The organism is Nocardioides sp. NPDC092400 (genome assembly GCF_040684155.1).
Classification (GTDB): Bacteria; Actinomycetota; Actinomycetes; order Propionibacteriales; family Nocardioidaceae; genus Nocardioides.
Map to the genome: position 1 here is coordinate 430,061 of NZ_JBFBFJ010000002.1, position 16,035 is coordinate 446,095.

The 16,035-nt window shown below is 72.1% G+C and carries 21 protein-coding genes; 14 read left to right on the forward strand and 7 right to left on the reverse strand.

Going from position 1 to position 16,035, the window contains the following annotated elements:
• The first annotated feature begins 1 nt into the window (after position 1).
• A complete protein-coding gene (bluB, locus tag AB0N29_RS09555; protein ID WP_364866133.1) occupies positions 2-685 on the forward strand; it encodes a 5,6-dimethylbenzimidazole synthase in 684 nt (227 codons plus the stop codon).
• Here bluB and AB0N29_RS09560 read toward each other — a convergent pair.
• A complete protein-coding gene (locus tag AB0N29_RS09560) occupies positions 634-1,425 on the reverse strand; it encodes a response regulator transcription factor (protein ID WP_364866135.1) in 792 nt (263 codons plus the stop codon). The two genes, bluB and AB0N29_RS09560, sit on opposite strands and share 52 nt — an antisense overlap.
• Positions 1,426-1,716: 291 nt before the next feature.
• Between AB0N29_RS09560 and AB0N29_RS09565 the strand changes: the two genes are divergently transcribed.
• On the forward strand, positions 1,717-2,244 hold the full coding sequence (locus AB0N29_RS09565) for a hypothetical protein (RefSeq protein ID WP_364866137.1): 528 nt from the start codon (positions 1,717-1,719) through the stop codon (positions 2,242-2,244).
• Between the two features lie 54 nt (positions 2,245-2,298).
• Here the strand turns inward: AB0N29_RS09565 and AB0N29_RS09570 are convergent, their stop codons facing one another.
• A complete protein-coding gene (locus AB0N29_RS09570) occupies positions 2,299-3,090 on the reverse strand; it encodes an SRPBCC domain-containing protein (protein WP_364866139.1) in 792 nt (263 codons plus the stop codon).
• The gene (locus AB0N29_RS09575; protein WP_364866141.1) at positions 3,087-3,665 is read right to left on the reverse strand and encodes a helix-turn-helix domain-containing protein; all 579 of its coding nucleotides are present in this window, start codon (positions 3,663-3,665) and stop codon (positions 3,087-3,089) included. Before AB0N29_RS09575 ends, AB0N29_RS09570 begins: the two co-directional genes overlap by 4 nt.
• Before the next feature lie 69 nt (positions 3,666-3,734).
• Here AB0N29_RS09575 and AB0N29_RS09580 point away from each other — a divergent pair, with 69 nt between their 5' ends.
• From AB0N29_RS09580 to AB0N29_RS09595, 4 genes are all read left to right on the forward strand, one after another.
• A complete protein-coding gene (locus tag AB0N29_RS09580) occupies positions 3,735-4,160 on the forward strand; it encodes an SRPBCC domain-containing protein (protein WP_364866143.1) in 426 nt (141 codons plus the stop codon).
• Between the two features lie 59 nt (positions 4,161-4,219).
• Complete coding sequence (locus AB0N29_RS09585; protein WP_364866145.1) at positions 4,220-4,840, forward strand: hypothetical protein; 621 nt, start codon at positions 4,220-4,222, stop codon at positions 4,838-4,840.
• 72 nt (positions 4,841-4,912) lie between these two features.
• Positions 4,913-5,632, forward strand: coding sequence for a DinB family protein (locus AB0N29_RS09590; RefSeq protein WP_364866147.1), 720 nt, complete (start codon positions 4,913-4,915; stop codon positions 5,630-5,632).
• Between the two features lie 53 nt (positions 5,633-5,685).
• Positions 5,686-5,934 (forward strand): hypothetical protein, encoded by a 249-nt coding sequence (locus AB0N29_RS09595; protein WP_364866150.1) that lies wholly within the window; start codon positions 5,686-5,688, stop codon positions 5,932-5,934.
• Here AB0N29_RS09595 and AB0N29_RS09600 read toward each other — a convergent pair.
• Positions 5,891-6,625: a DUF998 domain-containing protein gene (locus AB0N29_RS09600; RefSeq protein WP_364866152.1), complete on the reverse strand. Its 735-nt coding sequence runs from the start codon at positions 6,623-6,625 to the stop codon at positions 5,891-5,893. The two genes, AB0N29_RS09595 and AB0N29_RS09600, sit on opposite strands and share 44 nt — an antisense overlap.
• Before the next feature lie 74 nt (positions 6,626-6,699).
• Between AB0N29_RS09600 and AB0N29_RS09605 the strand changes: the two genes are divergently transcribed.
• Positions 6,700-6,840, forward strand: a complete 141-nt coding sequence (locus AB0N29_RS09605; protein WP_364866154.1) for a DUF1345 domain-containing protein — start codon at positions 6,700-6,702, stop codon at positions 6,838-6,840.
• A gap of 33 nt (positions 6,841-6,873) precedes the next feature.
• Here AB0N29_RS09605 and AB0N29_RS09610 read toward each other — a convergent pair whose 3' ends face one another.
• The 3 genes from AB0N29_RS09610 to AB0N29_RS09620 all read right to left on the reverse strand — a co-directional run bounded on the left by AB0N29_RS09610 (position 6,874) and on the right by AB0N29_RS09620 (position 8,702).
• Positions 6,874-7,017 carry a hypothetical protein gene (locus AB0N29_RS09610; protein WP_364866157.1) on the reverse strand — a complete coding sequence of 48 codons (144 nt, stop codon included), beginning with the start codon at positions 7,015-7,017 and terminating at the stop codon, positions 6,874-6,876.
• A gap of 54 nt (positions 7,018-7,071) precedes the next feature.
• Entirely contained in the window at positions 7,072-7,620 is a 549-nt protein-coding gene (locus AB0N29_RS09615) for a hypothetical protein (protein ID WP_364866159.1), read from the reverse strand.
• Positions 7,621-7,994: 374 nt separating this feature from the next.
• Entirely contained in the window at positions 7,995-8,702 is a 708-nt protein-coding gene (locus AB0N29_RS09620) for a FadR/GntR family transcriptional regulator (RefSeq protein WP_364866161.1), read from the reverse strand.
• Positions 8,703-9,285: 583 nt separating this feature from the next.
• Between AB0N29_RS09620 and AB0N29_RS09625 the strand changes: the two genes are divergently transcribed.
• Genes AB0N29_RS09625 through AB0N29_RS09655 form a run of 7 tightly spaced genes read left to right on the forward strand, consistent with a single transcriptional unit; the run spans position 9,286 to position 16,007 of the window.
• On the forward strand, positions 9,286-10,296 hold the full coding sequence (locus AB0N29_RS09625; RefSeq protein ID WP_364866163.1) for a zinc-binding dehydrogenase: 1,011 nt from the start codon (positions 9,286-9,288) through the stop codon (positions 10,294-10,296).
• A 16-nt stretch (positions 10,297-10,312) separates the two neighbouring features.
• Positions 10,313-11,674, forward strand: a complete 1,362-nt coding sequence (locus tag AB0N29_RS09630) for a substrate-binding domain-containing protein (RefSeq protein WP_364866165.1) — start codon at positions 10,313-10,315, stop codon at positions 11,672-11,674.
• Positions 11,671-12,624, forward strand: a complete 954-nt coding sequence (locus AB0N29_RS09635; RefSeq protein ID WP_364866167.1) for a sugar ABC transporter permease — start codon at positions 11,671-11,673, stop codon at positions 12,622-12,624. Before AB0N29_RS09630 ends, AB0N29_RS09635 begins: the two co-directional genes overlap by 4 nt.
• Positions 12,621-13,439 carry a carbohydrate ABC transporter permease gene (locus AB0N29_RS09640; RefSeq protein WP_364866169.1) on the forward strand — a complete coding sequence of 273 codons (819 nt, stop codon included), beginning with the start codon at positions 12,621-12,623 and terminating at the stop codon, positions 13,437-13,439. The genes AB0N29_RS09635 and AB0N29_RS09640 overlap by 4 nt, the downstream gene beginning before the upstream one ends.
• The gene (gene eda, locus AB0N29_RS09645; protein ID WP_364866171.1) at positions 13,436-14,077 is read left to right on the forward strand and encodes a bifunctional 4-hydroxy-2-oxoglutarate aldolase/2-dehydro-3-deoxy-phosphogluconate aldolase; all 642 of its coding nucleotides are present in this window, start codon (positions 13,436-13,438) and stop codon (positions 14,075-14,077) included. The genes AB0N29_RS09640 and eda overlap by 4 nt, the downstream gene beginning before the upstream one ends.
• The gene (locus AB0N29_RS09650) at positions 14,074-15,069 is read left to right on the forward strand and encodes a sugar kinase (protein ID WP_364866173.1); all 996 of its coding nucleotides are present in this window, start codon (positions 14,074-14,076) and stop codon (positions 15,067-15,069) included. The genes eda and AB0N29_RS09650 overlap by 4 nt, the downstream gene beginning before the upstream one ends.
• Before the next feature lie 56 nt (positions 15,070-15,125).
• On the forward strand, positions 15,126-16,007 hold the full coding sequence (locus tag AB0N29_RS09655) for an SMP-30/gluconolactonase/LRE family protein (RefSeq protein WP_364866175.1): 882 nt from the start codon (positions 15,126-15,128) through the stop codon (positions 16,005-16,007).
• Positions 16,008-16,035 lie beyond the last annotated feature (28 nt).

A 16,035-nucleotide genomic window follows, 5' to 3' on the forward strand; every position in this document is an offset into this window, starting at 1 on the left:
CGTGGAGCTGTACGACGCGATCGCGCGCCGCCGCGACACCCGCGCGGAGTTCACCGGCCCGCCGTCCGACGAGGCGCTCACCCGCGTCCTCGAGGCCGCGAACCGGGCCCCGAGCGTCGGCATGTCCCAGCCGTGGGTGTTCGTCACCGTCCGGGACCCGGCGCGGCTCCGGACGTTCCACGACCACGTCGCCGCCGAGCGTGAGGTCTTCGCCGCCTCGCTCGCCGACGACCCCGAGCGCGCGGCGACGTTCTCGCGGATCAAGGTCGAGGGGATCGTCGAGGCCGGCCTCGGCCTGGTCGTCGGCCACGACCCGACCACCGCGGGCGAGCGGGTCCTGGGACGTCACGCGATCGCCGACACGGGGCTGTACTCGGTGTGCCTGGCGATCCAGAACCTCTGGCTCGCCGCGACCGCCGAGGGCCTCGGCGTCGGCTGGGTCAGCTTCTACCGCGAGGAGGTGCTCGCCGACCTCGTCGGCTTCCCCGGCCACGTCCGGCCGGTCGCGTGGCTCTGCGTCGGCGAGGTCGCCGCGCTGCCCGACGCGCCCGACCTCGAGCGGTTCGGCTGGCGCTCGCGCTCGCCGCTCGTCGTCCACGAGGAGTCGTACGCCGCGCCGGCCGCCCCGTCCGGTCAGGGGGCCTTCGCGGCCGCCGCCCGCAACGCCGTCCCGCCGGCCGGATGAGGCGGCTGCCCGGCGCGGACCCGGGTCGGTCGCGGAGCGCGGGCGGCTCCGGCCTGGGGGCCGGTCCCCGACGCCGTCCAGCTCGCCCGCCGGGCGAGGGCGACGGCGGCGAGCTGGGAGCTGACCTCGAGCTTGGCGAGCACCGCCTTGACCTGGGTGCGGACCGTGGCCTCGGAGACCACCCGCATCTGGGCGACCTCGCGCGTGGTCCGGCCCGCGATGAGGTGCCGCAGCACCTCGGACTCCTGGGGGGAGAGCCGGTCGAGCCGCTCGCGCAGGCCGTGCTCGTGGGACTCCCGCCGGTGGTAGGCGGCGACGAGCCGATCGCGCTCGGCGTGGTCGAGGACCGGCTCGCCGGCGAGGACCCGCCGGATCACGGACACCACGACGGCTAGCGACTCGCTCTTCGGCAGCACCGCCCGGGCCCCCTGCAGCAGGCATTCGCCGGCGCGGGCCTCGTCGACGGTGTCGGTGAGCACGACCACCGCGACGCCCGCCCGGGTCATCGGCGCGACCAGCGCCGCCCCATTGCACGTCGGGCCCAGGTCGGCGTTGATCACCAGCACGTCGGGTCGCAGCTTGAGCACCTGGCTGAGCATGTGCCCCACGCTCGCCGGCTCGCGCGGTATGGGGACGACGCGGTACTGGTACTGGCGCATCTCGAAGACGACCCCGAGGCACTCGGTGAGCATCGCCTGTTGGTCCGCGACCACGACTCTGGGCTGGGTGCACTTGGACATCGGTCCCCCATGGACACTCGCACCACCCGAGAGAAGCGGAACTTCTGGTGTCTGGCCAGAAGTAGAACCCCTGGGGCCCAGGACGCGCCGGGGACTAGTACCAATGGACTACTTGAACTGCCCGATTGGGCATGCCTGGGTGGCGGCCGTGCGTGCACGTTGCGGAGATCTTGAGGATTTCTCGAGGTGATCTTGCGGTCTCGGTGGTTGGCTTCTTCTCGAACCGCCGGGGACCCGAGACCCCGGCGGTTCTTCTCATTTGTCGCGCGACCGCGGTGCGACGATGACCTCGTGACGGTCGAGGAGGCAGCCGGGCCAGGGCGCACCTCGCCCCCTCTCCCGACCTCCATCTGGGTGGTTGCCTGGGCGTCGCTGGCGGGGCAGGCGGTTCCCCTGCTCGAACGGGGCGGGCGCCTCGGCGACCCGGAGTCGGTCCTCGGTTCCGTCGTCCTCGGCGCGCTCGTCGTGGGGTACGTCGCCGCCGGCGTCGTCCGCGCCCGCACCCTCCGGACGGTGCTCGCCCGGCTCGTGCTGGCGCTGAGCCTGCTGACCGAGCTCGTCGGCCTGGCCACGGTGGACGACCTGGGCGAGGGCGCCCTGCTCGTGCTGGCCCTGACGGCCACCGCGGTCTCCCTCGCCGGCTTGGAGAGGTTCCGCCGCTCCGACTGGTACGCCTGGCAGTGCACGGACCCGCCGTCACACGTCGGCGCCCGGATCGGCCGGCTGGTCGCGATCGGCGTGCTCGTCGGTGTGCTCGGCGGCCTCGCGGGCCCGGCGGACGACGGCATCGACGTGCACGTCCGGGTCGCCGAGCGCTGAGTCGGCAGGGCCCGCGCCGCTGGTCGGCGCCGCGAGCCCGCCGCCGACTCCACCTCAGGCCGGGACGGAGACGTGCTGCAGCCAGGCCTGCCAGGCCGGCTGCTCGCGCCGCACGTAGTCCGCCGCATCGGCGGAGAACAGGTACGCCCGGACGCCCGCCGTCGCCTTGCCCTCGCCGTCGTCCCAGGTGTAGACGCTGAGCATCCCCGGCACCGGTGCGGTGAGCCGGACCAGCGTCTGCCGGTCGCCGACGCGCTCGACCGTGCCCGTGGCGCCGCGCACGTCGGCCGCGGTGCCCTCCTCGCCCAGCCCCAGCGCGTCGCGCACGGTCGTCCAGAGCGCCTCGGCGTCGCCGGCGTGGGTGGCGGTGGCCTCCAGGTGGGTGGCCTCCTGTCCGGGGAAGTGCGCGAGGTAGAGGCGCAGGTTGTCGAAGAATGGCGTCCAGCCGGGCGCCATGGTGTCCCAGAACTCCGACTCCCAGGCGGCGCCGGTCCCGAAGCCGCTGCTGGTGACCCGCACGACGCAGGTCCCGCCGGACTGCGCCTCGACGATGAACTCCGAGGTGAGCGGGCTGAGCGCGTCGGGCTCCTTGCCCATGAGCGCGGCCCAGTCCTCCTCGTAGACCAGACGGCGCGGCGGCTCCCACGCGGTGACCTGGCCGTCCGAGCCCATGTCCGGGCCCATGTCGAAGTGGAGCGAGCCGCCCTCGCGCTCCTCCATCGTCGTCGGCGTGAACCAGGCGCTCATGCCCTGGGCGGTGGCGATGGCCTGCCAGACCTGCTCGGGGGTGCCGGGGACCTCGACGCTGAACTCGAGGCGGTACGGGACGTTCGGGGTGGTGCTCATGGGTTCTCCTCGGGAAGGGGGTGGGCGGCGACGATGAGTCGGTGCGGGCGCCCGTCGTCGTGGTGGTAGCGAGCGGCCAGGTCGAGCACGGCAGCGGTCAGGTCGTCGGCGAAGGCGGCCCGGTCGGCGGCCGACCGGAAGCCGATCCGGGTGTCGATGGTCAGGGTCGGCAGGCGCTTGCCGGACGCGCCGGCCCGGCGCGCCAGGGCGCCGACCTCACGCACCAGCCGACCCGCCAGTGCGACGAGGTAGCCCGCCGACAGGTGGTCGGCGTTGGCGTCGGGGTCGGCGGCGGACGCGCTCACGGCCGCCGGCGACACGACGTACGACGCCGCCGACGCCTGCAGCACCCGCTCGGTGATGCCGCCGTGCCGGCGCTCGCCGGCCAGCTCGACCAGCCCGTGCGCCTCGAGCGCCTTGAGGTGGTAGTTGACCTTCTGCCGCGCGATGCCGACCCGGGCGGCGAGCCCTGCGGCGGACGCCGGGACCGCGAGCTCGGCCAGCAGTCGGGCCCGGACCGGGTCCAGCGCGGCGGCGGCCGCCTCCGTGCTCTCGATGACCTCGACGTCCTGCATGCCCGCCACTCTGCGCCTTGACGAGAAAAGTTGTCAAGGGTACGTGCCGGTCTCGCCTACGGTCGTCCGATGACCCACACCGATGTCGGGGAGGCCGTCGTCGAGGCGACGCCGGCCGAGGTCTTCGCCGCGCTGGTCGACGAAGCAGCCAGGACCGCGGACGCCAGGCCGGGCGGCGGCTACCGGATGACGCTGACCTACGACGACGAGTCGACCCCGGGGAAGTCGGGCGGGGGCACCGACGTCGTCGAGGTCAGGTTCCTCGACCTCGACGCGCCCCACCGGCTCGTCGAGCAGGCGGAGTTCGTCTCCGACGACCCGGACCTGGCCGGGACGATGACGCTGACGTGGTCGCTCGAGCCGGTCGCGGAGGGGACCCGCGTCGTCATCACGGCCACCGACGTCCCCGACGGCATCTCCAGCGAGGACCACGCCGCGGCGTTCGCGTCCACCCTGGGCGACCTCCGCGACCACCTCGATCGCGAGAGGTCCTGACCCGGCTTGAGAGGATCCCGAGCACAGGCCCGCGGGGCCCGGCACCGGTGAGGAGCACGATGGAGATGCGTTCGGCGGTCCTGGTCGGCGCCGTGCTCGCCCTGGGGCTGAGCGGCTGCGGCGACGGCACTCGGGCGGCCCAGACGGACGCCGGCATCGGAGGGCGGGAGCCGACGACGGCGCGGGCGCTCGCCCACGTCGCGGCCGAGCACGCCGGTACCCCGGACTCGGCGGCGCGGGAGAGCGATGCCGCGGAGGAGTTCGCCCGGGGTGGGGTCGGGGCCGAGCTCCGGTACGGCTCGACCGGCGAGTACGACGGGGACGTGCTGGTGCTGGCGGTGGGCGAGGGGCTCGACACCTCCCTCGTCGACTGCGACGCCCGGGCGACGGCCTCGCTCGCCGGGTGCGTGGAGACCGACCAGGGCGTGCTGATGTGGGAGGACGAAGCGCCGGAGGAGGACCCGGGCGTGGTCTACGTGGTGGTGGAGAAGGGCGACAGCGCCGCGTTGCTGTTCTACGCCGGGCCGTCCATCACCGGTGACCCGCGCGACCTGGAGATGCCGATCTCCACCGACGTGCTGTTCGCCATCGCCGGCGACCCCCGCGTCGACGTCACCACCTCCGCCGAGGCGGTGGCCGCGGGAGCCGACCTGCCGTTCTGGCGGGACCCGGGCCGCTGAACGACCCTCCGGCCGGTCGCGCTGCCGCGCTGATCGAGTGCGTTCCGGCGGAGCACGGCCTAGCGTGACGGCGTGCGACGCTTCGACGACGAGGACCTCACCGGCGCGGAGTTCCGCGAGTGCGACCTGAGCGGGGCGCGGATGGTCGGCGTCGTCATGCAGGACGCGGTGATCGACGGCCTGGTCACCCGGCTCGTGGTCAACGGGGTCGAGGTGATGGGGTACGTCGAGGCGGAGCTCGACCGCCGTCACCCGGTGCGGCTGCTGATCCGCTCCGACGACCCGGACGACCTGCGCCGGGGATGGCGGCAGCTGCGCGACGACTGGGAGGCGACCGCCGAGCGGGTCCGGTCGATGCCCGAGGGCAGCGAGCACCGCTCCGTCGGCGGTGAGTGGTCGATGGTCGAGACCCTGCGCCACCTGGTCTTCGTGCACGACTCCTGGTTCCGACGCTGCGTGCTCGGGCTCAGCGAGCCGTTCACGGCCATGGGTCTCGGGCCGCCGTCGGTCATGGACCAGGAGGGCATCGGGCTCGACACGTCCGCGCGCCCGAGCCTCGACGAGGTGCTCGCCGTCCGCGACCGGCAGGCCTCGGAGGTCGAGACGTGGCTGGCCGGGGTCACGCCCGACCAGCTCGCGCGGACCGCGCCGGTGCCGGACGACGGCAGGTGGCCGCCGTACGCCGCGGGCCGCACCGTCCGGCAGTGCCTGGGCACGGTGCTCGACGAGGAGTGGGCCCACCACGGGTTCTGCACCCGCGACCTGGACGCGTTGGCGAGCTCGGACCCGTGAGCCACCGAGCGTGGCAGGCCATCCGTTCGCCGCGTCGGCGTCGAATCCCCGGCATGAGCCAGCTCGACACCATGTTCGCCAGCCGCAGCGTCGGTAGGCACCTCGTCCGAGGGGCGCTGGGCCTGCCGATGATGGTGGCGGCGTTCGTGCTGGTGCCGTGGCTGGGACCGCTCGCGCTGCTGCTCGTCGTCCCGGCGGCGGTGCTGCTGCGCGGGTGCCCGACGTGCTGGGCCCTCGGTCTCGCCCAGACCTGTGCGCTCAGCCCGCGGGCGTCTGCGGCTGGATCGCCACCTCGCCGCTGAGCCCACCCGCAGCGTCCGCTGCACGCGGCGGAGTGGTGCCTGCGCTGACCCCACCGGGTCCCGAACGGTCATCGGTCGACACCAACGTGCATGCGAATGCGGCCAGCCCGACGAGCACCGGCCACAGGGCGAGGCGTTCGAGTGCCCCTGACGTGGGGCCATCACTGGAGAGCACGAACGCCACGGCCGCCATGCCGGCCACGACTCCCGTCGCGAGGATCGCCCGGGACAACCGGGGCCGGACATGCCGCAACCGGGCACCGAGCACGACCAGCGCGACCGGCTGAGCGACGAACAGGGGTGCCGCGGCGAGCGCGTGCAGCGCGGGGTCCTGGTCGAGAGGCGCAAGACCCGTGGCGGCGGAGCTGAGCCCGGAGATCGCAAGCAGTCCCGTCACCCATGGCCCCAGAGCCCGCCGGAGCAGCACTGCGCCGCCGGCCAGCAACGCGCCGAACCCGATGGACGACCAGCTCATGACCTCGTGACGCGGCGAGCAGTACGCCGCCGAGCAACCGACCTCTCCGAGGCGGCTGACCGAGTCGGCGAGGAAGCTGTAACCGCCGTTCGTCGCGGCCGCGACGACGAACTCAGTCGCGATGTACGCCGGTCGCACGAGCAGTGCCAGCGCCCCCCAGTACGCGGCCGGTAGACTGGCGGCTCTCAGGAGCCGTCGTCTGCGGGCCGTCGGCATGAGGTCACCGTAGAGCGTGCTCCAGACACCCAGCGCGGGTCGAGCCCGGCCGGTACCGGCACATAGGCGGCGGCATGACGTTCGCCGTCTCCGAGACCGAGCCGACGAACACCCGGATGAGGCGAATCGCGCTGGGACATGCCTTGCTGTCCTATGCGTTCGGCACGGGAGTCATGGCGGTGGCCATCAACCTGGTCGCCAACCTGGGGCAGTGACCGCACGCATCCGGTATGCGGGCGTCGTCACCGTCAGGCCCGTTCCTGTGCGAGCCGGTGGCGGCGCTCCTCCTCGCGCTTGGAGTAGGTGGCCGCGCGGATCGCCTCGTCCGACTCCAGCCCGCTGCCCAGCCCGCCACCGACGGTGGCCGCAGAAGCGACGAACCAGGCCAGCACGAAGAGGTCGCCGTAGTCGAGTGTTGCTTGAGGTAGCTCCCCATCAGGTCCGGGTCAGGACGAACAGCGCCCACCGGGGCGACGTAGCAGATCACCACCCCGGTGGTCAGCGTCAGCAGCGTCGAGGTGTTCTAGAGACGCGACCTCTCCCGCGCTTGTGGGGCTGTCGTCGTCGGGTGGGTCCCAGAGCTGGCCGTCGATCACCAGCCAGCCGACGACCAGCGCGATGGAGGCGACCGTCGCGATGACCAGGCGCCACCACGACAACGAGCCGACGAGCAGCCACATGGTCGAGTTGATGGTGGCGATGGCGCCCGTGGTCAGCGCCGCGACGAGCGCCGACTTGAGTCCGGGCACGAGCAGCCAGGGTCGGTTCGCCAGCACCATGCCCAGGAGCAGGAGCAGGAGCAGGAGCAGGAGCAGGAGCAGGAGCAGGAGCAGGAGCAGGAGCAGGAGCAGGCGCCAGCGGCCGCGCCGGCGAGGCAGTGGTACGCGGTAGTCGCCCTCCGAGGAGGCGTCGGCCATGCCGCTGATGAGCTTGTGCAGGGCGTGCCGGCTGCGTCGGTGCATGCCGAGCCCGCCCAGCGCGGGCAGTGACAGCACCGCTGCCCGTTGCTGCGGATCGGTCTCGACCAGCAGGTAGCGGCCGTCGCCGTCCCGTAGCGGAAGCTCGGTGAGGCCACGACCAGGTCCCAACCGCGTTCTTGGGCGTGGTCGTGCAGCCGCGACAGCGCGGTCTCAGTGTCCTCGGTCTCGACGGTGAACGGCTCGCTGACCACCTCGATGTCCCAGGCCCGCCAGGCCTCGCCGTCCGACGGGCCGACGTGCTGCATCGGTTCCGCGATCTTGGTGGGCTTGGCCGGGTCGGCGCCCAGGCCGACGTGAACCACCTCCATCAGGCGGGGGCACTCGCGGCATGGACACGGAAACGCGCGAGCGGGCGAGTCGCGGGCGGCCGGCGCAAGCCCCGCGAGGAGTCAGTCCACGGTGCGGCGGGCGTCGTCGCCGCCCTGGAGCTCGGCCTGGACGGCCGCGACGTGCTCGTGGGCGCGCCGCGCGGCGAGCTCGGAGTCGCGGGCGAGGATGGCGTCGACCATGCCGCAGTGATCGGCGTGGGCGCGCTGGAGTCGTCCCGGCAGGCCGATCACCTTGAGGGAGTACTCCTCGAACTGGGGCGAGATCGACTCCCACATGTGCAGGAGCAGGGGATTGCCACTGGCCTCGGCGACCTGACGGTGCAGGCGGCCGTCCAGCTCTACGAAGTCGGCCTCGGAGATCTCGGGGTCGCTCGCCGAGGCCACGATCGAGCGGAGGAGCTCTGCGTGGTGGTCGGTCAGGCGTCGTGCGGCGAGCTCGGCGGCCTTGCTCTCGATCGCCATCCGGGTCTCGAAGAGGTCGCTCATCGTGATGCCGCCCAGCAAGGACTGGTCGATCTGGCCCGGGCGCGGCCGATCGGTGACCACGAAGACACCGACGCCGTGCGCGCTGCGCAGGAAACCGGCCGCTTCCAGGGTCCGGACCGCCTCGCGCATGGAGCTGCGACCCACGCCGAACTCCTCGGCGAGGACCTTCTCGTTGGGCAGCTTGGCCCCGACGGCGTACTCGCCCGCGACGATGAGCGACTCGAGCTTCTGGGCGACCGTGTCGGACAGCTTGTTGCGGACGACGACTCGTTCACTGGGCATCTCTCAGGACCCTCTCATGGTGTCGAAGTCGATCAGCGAACCGGACCTCCGGCAGTTCGTGCGCCCGAGGGTCGCCCCGTGCTCGGCGGCAGCCTTGCGCACGACGGCCGCTGTGGCAACCAGAGAGCCGGCGTCACGACCGGCCCGGATTTGCCCGACGGACGCCGCTCCTCGCAGCAGCTCAGCAACACGCCAACTCATCAGAGGACTCGCATATTAGGTCTGGAACAAACTCCCGTCAACTGACTCTGACCTGGGGCGATAGTGGCATATGCGCAGTCCTCAGATGACCTGAAAACTTTGCTCGACATGCTTGACACGTTCCTCGGGGCCCTGGTTCAGTGATGACCCGAGCCGGTCCCCGCTGCAGGTCAGCGGCGGCCGGTCCTCGGGCGGTCGAGCGCCCTTCCGAGGCGACGCCGCCCGGCGGCGTCTCCGCCCCCACGCCCGTGCTTCACCCGCTTCCGCCTGCCGTGGCAGGCGACCGACGACGGAGGTCAGTTCCGTGCGCGCAGTGCTTCTTCCCGGCGACCGCGAGACGCGTGTGGTCGATCGTCCACGCCCCCAGCCCGGATCGGGACAGGTGCTGGTCGAGATCCGCGCAGCGGGTCTGTGCGGCAGCGACATCCACATGCTGTACCGCAAGCCGGCCTCCGAGCGCCGCGCCGAGATCATGCGCGGCCTCACGATCGACCCCGACATCATCTGCAGCCACGAGCCGGCCGGTGTCGTCGCGGACGTCGGCCCGGGGGTGACCCACCTGTCCGTGGGCGACCGGGTCGCCGTCGCCCACCTCTCCGGCTGCGGCGTCTGCCTGTCGTGCCGCCGCGGGTGGGACATCGACTGCGAGGACAAGCAGACCTACGGCTTCGACCGCGACGGCGCCATGGCCGACTTCATGCTGGCCGAGGCCCGGGACTGCGCCGTGCTGCCGGACGCCGTCTCCTTCACCGAGGGCGCGTTCTACGCCTGCGGCGCCGGGACGGGGTACGCCGCGCTCAAGCGCGGTGGGTTCACGGCGGGGGAGACGGTCGCCGTCGTCGGGCTCGGCCAGGTCGGGCTGTGCGCGGCGTACTTCGCGGCGGCGGGCGGAGCCCGCGTCATAGCGATCGACCCCGTCGAGGAGCGCCGCGAGTTCGCCCTCCAGCACGGAGCGACGGTCGCGCTGGACCCGACCCAGGGTGACGTGGCCGAGATGGTGTCCGCGGTCAACGGTGGCCGCGGCGCCCACCTGGCCATCGACGCCACCGGGGTCTCGGCCGGTCGACGGGCGGCGCTCGACGCCGCGCGGACCTGGGGTCGCGTCGTCATGGTCGGGTTCGGCGACGACGAGACCTCGATCGACGTCGGGGCGCAGATCATCCAGAAGCAGCTCACGGTCGTCGGTGCGTGGGTCTACTCGACGCCTGACCTGCAGGAGATGGTCGATGACGTCGCTGCCCGCGGGCTGTCCGTCGCGCCGCTGATCCTGCACGAGTACACGCCCGACCAGGCCGAGCAGGCCTGGAAGGACGTCGACTCCGGCTCCCTCGGGAAGAGCATGGTCGTGTGGCCCGAGCCCGCGACCGACACCCCCTCCCACTCCGTCGCCTGAAAGGCCGCCCACCACCATGTCGCAGCTCTACCGCCCCAACCGCCGCAGCTTCCTCGGGGGCGGCCTCGCCCTCGGTGCCACCCTCGCCCTGTCCGCCTGCGGCGCCAGCAGCTCCCGGTCCGGGAGCACCACGACCAAGGCGCTCACCGGCGACTTCGACTCCGCCGACATCGACTGGAAGCAGTTCTCCGGCACCGAGATCACCTTCTCGGCGATGAGCCACCCGTGGGTCAACGCGATCCAGCCGCACCTGAAGGAGTTCACCGAGCTGACCGGCATCACGGTCAAGCCGCAGATCCTCGGGGAGGCGCAGTACGTCTCGAAGATCGCCGTCACCCTCGCGGGCGAGTCCACGACTCCCGACGTGTACCTCGTGTACCAGCTCGGCCAGGCGGTGAGCTCGGGCTGGCTCGAGCCGCTCGACACCTACCTGGACGACCCCAAGCTCACCGACGCGGCCTGGTACGACTGGAAGAACGACGTCTTCCCCGGCGCCCAGTCGTTTGCCAGCACCGACGGCACGCCGTACGTCGCGCCGATCACCACCGAGGTGCAGGTCGTCTACACGAACACAGACCACGTGCCGACCGGGCCGAAGACGTTCGACGACCTCGTCAAGGCGGCCGCCGCTGCGAACAGCGGCGACGTCGCCGGCATCGGGATGCGTGCGGTGGCGAACCCCAGCGAGGCGCCCTGGCCCTACGCCGGCTTTGCCTTCACCCACGGCGGATACCTCATCGACCCCGACGGCAGGCCGGCCCTCGACTCTGCCGAGAACGTCGCCGCCCTCACGCTCTACTCCGACCTGCTCAAGGACTACGGCCCGAAGGGCGTCACGGGCTGGGGCTGGCTGGAGAACAACGAGTCAATGGGCCAGGGCCGGCAGGCCATGTGGACCGACACCTCGACGTTCCTGGGCGGCCTCCGCGACCCCGCGACCTCGCAGATCGCCGACAAGGTTGCCGCCCACCCCTTCGTCAGCCTGGACGGCGCGAGCATCCCGAACTTCTGGTTCTGGACCGCCGGCATCAACGCCAAGAGCAAGAACAAGGGCGCGGCCTGGCTGTTCCTCCAGTGGGCCACCAGCAAGCCCCTCGCGGCCGCGGCCGGTGCCGCCGGGACGTCGCCCGCCCGGGCCAGCGCCTGGGAGGGGAGCACCATCAGCAAGACCCTCGGCCAGGACAACGTCGACCGCGTCCTCGGCTCGCTCCGCACCGCCGACGCCACGCCGATGGCGCTGGCCTGGAAGCACGAGAGGTGGGCCGAAATCTCCGACAGCCTCGCCCGCACGGTCAACGCAGCCGTTGCCGGCACCGGCTCGCCCGCCGACCTGCTCCGCTCCACTCAGCAGGACGCGCTCAAGGCGATCGGCTCGTGAGCACCGCCCTCAGCTCTGCCCCCGCGCCCCCGCAGCCGGGGGCGCGGGGCCGGGGCCGACGGGCGACGGAGGCGGCGGACCGGCACGCCGAGATGGTCCGCACGCGACGGCTGTTCCTGGCGCCGTTGACGATCGTCCTCGGGCTCCTGACCGTGGTGCCGTTCGTCTACAGCGTGGTTGTCAGCCTCACCGACAAGTCCGGGAGCGGCGACACCAGCTTCGTCGGGCTGGCGAACTACGTCGACCTGCTCACCGACCCCCAGTGGTGGGACGCGGCCAGGGTGACCGCCGTCTTCACCGTCGCCGTGGTCGCGATCGAGTTCCTCGTCGCGATGGCGGTAGCCGTCGCGCTCCACCGGATCACGCGCGGCGCACCCCTGCTGCGGGCACTCTTCCTGCTTCCGATGGCGATGGCCCCGGTCGCTGCTCTCTTCAACTGGCGGCTGATGCTGAACGCGTCCTCCGGCGTGATCAACTACCTGCTCGGTGCCGTAGGCCTCCCGCAGCCGGACTGGACCGGTGAGTCCAGCACCGCGCTCGCGAGCCTGGTGATGGTCGACGTCTGGCAGTGGACGCCCTTCATCCTCGTCATCCTGGTCGGTGGCCTGAGCGCGGTGCCGGACGACGTCTACGAGGCCGCGGCGGTCGACGGGGCGAGTGGGTGGCAGACCTTCCGGCACGTCACGCTGCCCATGCTCAAGCCCTTCATCTTGGTGGCACTGCTCTTCCGCACGATCGACGCGCTGAAGACCTTCGACAGCATCCAGATCCTCACCGGCGGTGGTCCCGGCTCCTCGACGACCACCCTCAACTTCTACGCCTTCCGTGAGGGCATCTCGTTTCTGAACTTCGGTCGATCCGCAGCGGCCGCGACGTTGCTGCTGCTCCTGGCCATCGGGCTGTCCCGGTTGCTCCTGCACTGGCTAAAGGAAGAGGAGGCGGTCTCGTGATCCGCAAGCGGAGTATCACAGCGTGGGTCGTCCTGGCCCTCTTCCTGGTCTGGTCGCTCTTCCCGATCTACTGGTTGCTGTCGACGTCCTTCAAGGCACCGAACCAGGTCTCGCAGGTGCCCCCGGTGTGGGTCCCGTCCCTCGACGTCAGCGCCTACACCACCGCGCTGGCCGACCCCACCATCCAGACCAGCCTCTGGCACAGCGCCGTCGTGGCGTTCGGCGCCACCGCGATAGCCCTCGCGTGCGGCGTCCTCGCCGGGTACGCGCTCGGGCAGCTCGCCACGCGCAGCACTGACCGGTACGAGTTCTGGGTGCTGACGAGCCGCATGGCACCGCCGGTCGCGGTGGCGCTCCCGCTGTACCTCATGTTCCGGTCGACCGGGCTGCAGGACACCCTGCTCGGACTGACGCTGGCCCACGTGCTGCTGGTCATCGGCATCACGACCTGGATCCTGGTCGAGACCATGCGCGGCTTGCCGCGGGAGCTGCTGGAGTCGGCCCTGATGGACGGTTGCTCCTACACCAGCGCCTTCCGCCGGATCCTGCTCCCCCTCACGATCCCGGGCATCGCCGGGGCCGGCAGCATCGCCTTCCTGCTGTCGTGGAACGAGTTCTTCCTGTCGCTGATCCTCAGCGACATCGACGCCACGACCGCGCCGCTGGCGCTGTACCAGTTCGTCGGGTTCCAGACCCTCGACCTCGGCCAGCTCGCGGCCGCTTCCTGCGCGGTGCTCGTCCCGACGGCTCTGGTCGTGCTCTTCTTCCAGAAGCACCTCGTCACCGGCCTGACCATGGGAGCGGTCAAGGGATGAGCGACGCTCTTGCCCGGGCCCTCGCGCCCGGGATCGTCCCGGTGGTCGTCGCCGAGGCGGCGGAGGTCGCAGCCCCGCTTGCCGAGGCGCTCGAGGCGGCCGGCGTGGCCACGGCCGAGGTCACCCTGCGCACGAGCGCGGCCCCCGAGGTCATCAGGCGGATGGTCGCGAGCTCGTCGCTCGTCGTCGGCGCCGGCACCGTGCGGACGGCGGCGGACGTCGACGCCGTGGTCGAGGCCGGCGCGGCCTATGTCGTGTCCCCGGGTCTCAGCAGGCGGGTCGTCGAGCGGTGTCGTGAGCACGGGGTCCCCGTGCTGCCCGGCGTCGCCACGCCGACCGAGGCGATGGCGGCTGCCGAGCTCGGCGCCCACCTCGTCAAGTTCTTCCCCGCCGAGGCCAACGGCGGTGTCGGCGCGCTGCGGGCCCTCTCCGCGGCGCTGCCGGGCTCCCGGTTCGTCCCCACCGGAGGTATCACCGCGGCGTCGCTGAGGCACTACCTGGAGATCCCGGAGGTGGTGGCCTGCGGCGGTTCGTGGATGGTTACGCCCCAACTGCTCGACACCGGCGCCTTCGACGTGGTCCGCCGCCTGAGCCTCGAGGCGGTTGCCGTCGCGCGCGTTGCGAGGGGCACGCGATGAGCAGCAGGTGGACGCAGGTGGTCGGTGCAGGTCCCAGCGACGCCGCCGACGTCGACGTCGCCACCCTCGGTGAGGCGCTCGCGGTGCTGTCGCCGGCCTCGACAGGTGCGCTTCGAGACGTCGACGTGTTCGAGAAGGACATGGCCGGGTCCGAGCTGAACGTCGCCCTCGCCGTCCAGCGGCTCGGCCACCGGGCGCGCTGGTCGGGCTGGTTGGGCGACGACGAGCTCGGCCACCAGGTGATCGCGACCCTTCGCCGCGACGGGGTCGACACCACGGCTGCCGAGGTGCGGCCCGGGCAGCGCACCGGGCTCTACCTGAAGGAGCTGCGGGCGGCCGACCAGCTGCGGGTGCACTACTACCGTGACCACTCGGCCGCGACGAGGCTCACGGCTGCCGACCTCGACCTGGGCGTCGTCGCCGGCGGCAGCATCGTGCACCTGTCGGGCATCACCGCGATGATCGGCCCGCACGGCGCCGGCGTCGTCGAGGCGGTGGCCTCCGCGGCGCGCGCCCGCGGCAGCCTGGTCACCTTCGACGCCAACATCCGGGCGGCCCTGCTGGGCGGTCGCGACCCCCGCCAGCTCCTCGCCCCGCTGCTGGCGATCGCCCACGTCGTCGTGCTCTCCGAGCACGAGGCCGACCTGCTGCTCGGCGGCAGCACCGAGGAGCACCTGGCCAAGGGTCTCGCCGACCTCGGCTGCGAGCTCCTCGTGGTGCACACCAGGGGTGGCGCCGTCGCGGCGACGCCAGACGGACCGACGCGCGCAGCCGGCATGACGGTCCCGGCGGTCGACGCGGTCGGCGCGGGCGACGCCTTCATGGCCGGCCTGCTGTCGGGACTCCTCCGTGGCTGGTCCCTCGCCGACGTACTGGCGCTCGCGAACGCGAGCGGCGCCTGTGCCGTCAGCGTTCGCGGCGACGCGCGCAGCATGCCGTACGAGCGCGACGTCCTCGCGCTGCTCGGCCGTACCAATCACACCGACCGATGAGTTCGCACGAGAAGGGAACGCCGATGGCGACCCATGTCACTGGCATCACGGATCTGGTGGACGGGAGCCGTCCGATCGAGCAGGTGGTCGCGGGCCGCGTCTTCACCGAGGGCCCGATCTGGATGGACGACGGGTCGCTGTGGTTCAGCGACATCCCCGCCGACCAGCTCTGGCGCTGGCACCCCGAGACGGGAGCCGAGCTGCTCCGGACGCCGAACAACAAGGGCAACGGGATGACGCGCGACAACCAGGGGCGTCTGGTCGTCTGCGAGCACGCCACCAGCGCCGTCACCCGCCGGACCGGGGACGGGATGGACCGCGAGCCCCTCGCCACCCACCACGCCGGTGTCGAGCTCAACAGCCCGAACGACGTCGTGGTCGCGCGCGACGGGTCCATCCTCTTCACCGACCCCAGCTTCGGTCGCACGCTGGCCGACATGGGCGTGCTCCGCGACGTGCCGCAGCCGCACCGGGGCGTGTACCACGTCCCGCCCGACGGCGGGGAGCCGGAGCTGCTCGTCGCCGACATGGCCCAGCCGAACGGCCTCTGCCTCGCGCCCGACGAGTCGGTGCTGTACGTCGGGGACACCGTGCGCGCGCATATCCGGGCGTTCCGCTACGACGGGGGAGCCGCGCCGTTCCCCCTGGCCGACGCCGGGGTCTTCGCCTCCGGCATCAGCGAGGTCGACACCCGCGACGACAACTACGTCGACGGTCTCAAGGTCGACGAGCTCGGCAACGTCTACGTCACCGGGCCCGGAGGCGTCTGGGTCTATGCGTCCGACGGCGCGTGGATCGGCGTCATCGAGGTCCCCGAACCGGCCGCGAACCTGAACTGGGGCGGCCCGGACTGGCGCTCGCTGTTCATCACGGCCACCACCAGCGTCTACCGCGTCCGCATGCGCGTCGCCGGCCATCGGCTCGGCTACATGCGTTGAGCCTGCCCATCCGCCTCTTCAGCAAGGA